Source organism: Planomonospora algeriensis, assembly GCF_977012225.1.
Genome location: NZ_CDRNDK010000826.1, coordinates 1 through 1,526 on the forward strand (window position 1 = coordinate 1; position 1,526 = coordinate 1,526).

At 75.0% G+C, this 1,526-nt stretch carries 1 protein-coding gene and 2 pseudogenes; all 3 read right to left on the reverse strand.

Features of this window, described 5'->3' with window-relative positions:
- Nucleotides 1-473, reverse strand: a pseudogene (locus ACWJ6R_RS36125) (hypothetical protein); the annotation flags it as partial.
- A gap of 64 nt (nt 474-537) precedes the next feature.
- Entirely contained in the window at nt 538-1,335 is a 798-nt protein-coding gene (locus tag ACWJ6R_RS36130) for a carbohydrate kinase family protein (protein WP_449066514.1), read from the reverse strand.
- A pseudogene (locus ACWJ6R_RS36135) lies at nt 1,254-1,526 on the reverse strand (hypothetical protein); the annotation flags it as partial. The gene ACWJ6R_RS36130 and the pseudogene ACWJ6R_RS36135, both read right to left, overlap by 82 nt.

The window sequence follows — 1,526 nt, forward strand, 5'->3', positions numbered from 1 at the left end:
TCCTGATTCGTTCGTTTCCGGCGCGGCGGCGCGGCCTGCTCGGTGAGGGTCGGGATCCGGCCGAGCACCTCGCGGAACATCGCGGTGACCACGACCTCGGGGGAGGCGGGCACGGTGGATCCGGTGAGGTCGCCGGCGGTCAGGCGGCGCAGCCGGGACCAGCCGCCCAGGCCGGCGATGGCCGAGCGCGCGGGCTCCGGCCAGCCGGGGAGGGTGGGGTCGACGGTGTGCACGTGCAGGGCGGGCAGCACGTCGCTCAGCGGCAGGTGCTCCCACCGGGCGACCGAGAGCCGGGCCAGCCGGTCGCAGACCCAGTCGAGCCCGGCGGTGCCGAGGGCTTTGGGGAGGGTGACGGAGGACCACCAGCCCGCCGGCAGGCGGGGGTCGGCCAGGGCTTCGGCGACCTGCTGCTGACGGCTCCAGCGCAGGGCCGGGACCAGATCACTCAGGCAGATCGATGACTCGGCATCCATCGGTTGACCGCAACCTCCCCAAAGTGACGCATGTGGCTAATGGTGCAGCCTACGCCGCAAGCTATCAATTGGCCTTAAGAGGGTAAAGCTGGTTGGAACCCAGATCAGACCGTAGGATACGCGGACGACCACCGATGACCGTAACAGCTTCGGCCCCGGCCCGGCTCCCGGCTTCCAACGCGGCCTCGTCATCGGCCCCCGCCAGCAGGGCCGTCAGCAGTCCGGCGGCGAACGCGTCCCCTGCTCCGGTGGAGTCCACGGCCCGGACGGCGACACCGGGGACACGGGCGACGAGACGTCCCCGCCGGGCCATCAGGGCCCCCTGCGAACCGAGTTTCACCGCCGCCGCGCCGTACCGGAGGCTGAGCCGCTCGGCCGCCCGCTCGGCCGAGGTCTCGCCGGTCAGCAGCAGCGCCTCGTCTCGGTTGGGGATCACCAGCCCGGCCGGTCCGGTCTCGCGGACGAACCGCTCGGCTCCGAAGGCCCGCAGGAAACCCGTCGAGGCGGGGTCCACGCTGCCGGACAGGCCGCGCCGGCCGGCCTCGGCCAGGAGCAGGCGGGCCAGCAGCAGGCCGGGCTCGGCGAAGAGCAGGTAGCCGGACAGGTGCAGGTGGGCGACCCCGTCGAGCAGGGCCGGGTCCCAGTCGGCGACGCCGAGCCGGCCGCCCGCGCCCCGGTTGGTGAGCATGGACCGCTCCCCGGTCGTGTCGACCACGGCGATCACCACGGCGGTCGGCCGCTCCGGGTCCGTGCGCAGGTGCGGCCGGACCCCGGCCCGTCTCAGCTCGGCCTCGTGCCAGCCGCCGGTGTCGGCGCCGACCCGGGCCAGGAAGCGTGCGTCCGCGCCCAGGCGGGCGCCCAGGCGGCGGTGTTGGCCCCCGAGCCGCCCGGGCGCAGTTCGATGTCGGCGGCGGTGTCCGTCCCGGCGGCCAGCCCGGAGAACCCGGACTCGCCGTGCAGCGCGACGACGTCGGTGACCACGTCGCCGACCACCAGCAGGCCCCGGCCGCCCGCGGTCCCGGCCGTGTTCCCGGCTGTGTCCCCGGCCGCCCC